The organism is Pseudoalteromonas luteoviolacea DSM 6061, assembly GCF_001625655.1.
Lineage (GTDB): Bacteria > Pseudomonadota > Gammaproteobacteria > Enterobacterales > Alteromonadaceae > Pseudoalteromonas > Pseudoalteromonas luteoviolacea.
Genome location: NZ_AUYB01000007.1, coordinates 1 through 578 on the forward strand (window position 1 = coordinate 1; position 578 = coordinate 578).

Consider the following 578-nt stretch of genomic DNA (forward strand, 5'->3'; position numbering starts at 1 on the left):
TGCCACTGCGCACAACCATATTTGTGGCAACCTCGTACTCTGAATGGTCCCCTGCTGACATCCACTGTCAGATAAGTCAAATCGTGCTTTTCACTGGCGTATTTCCACACCCCACCCTCAAGGTATTGCAGTTGATAATAATCAGCATCTTGGCTGGGAGACCACGCTACCAGCATGGCGTCCTGCTTACTTTGGACAGATAAATACAGTGTGTCTTCGGGGGTGCTTTCTACAGGGACCAACACAGGTGCACCAAACACCATAACGGGTTCATAAGCCTGCTCAAACTCAGCACGCCCAGGTAAAGAAGTTAATAAAGAGATTAAAAGAAATAAAATCCTTTTCACATTTACTCTCCAGAATACGCAGTAAATTAATAATCGTAAAAAACCGCGCAATTCTAACGCAAATAAAATAAAAAAGGGAATACAAAAATAAAACAACTTATAAAAATATTAATCCGACCCACAATAAACAAAACAACATATTAACTTATATATGAAAATATAATTAAATTAATAAATAGAGTAAAACTTCATGCTTAGTTGCTTTACTAAAAACTAAGCTAATCTTGATTT

1 pseudogene is annotated in these 578 nt (G+C 37.4%); it reads right to left on the bottom strand.

Annotation, left to right across the window (positions count from 1 at the left end):
• Positions 1-347: pseudogene (locus tag N475_RS00470) on the bottom strand (hypothetical protein); the annotation flags it as partial.
• Positions 348-578 lie beyond the last annotated feature (231 nt).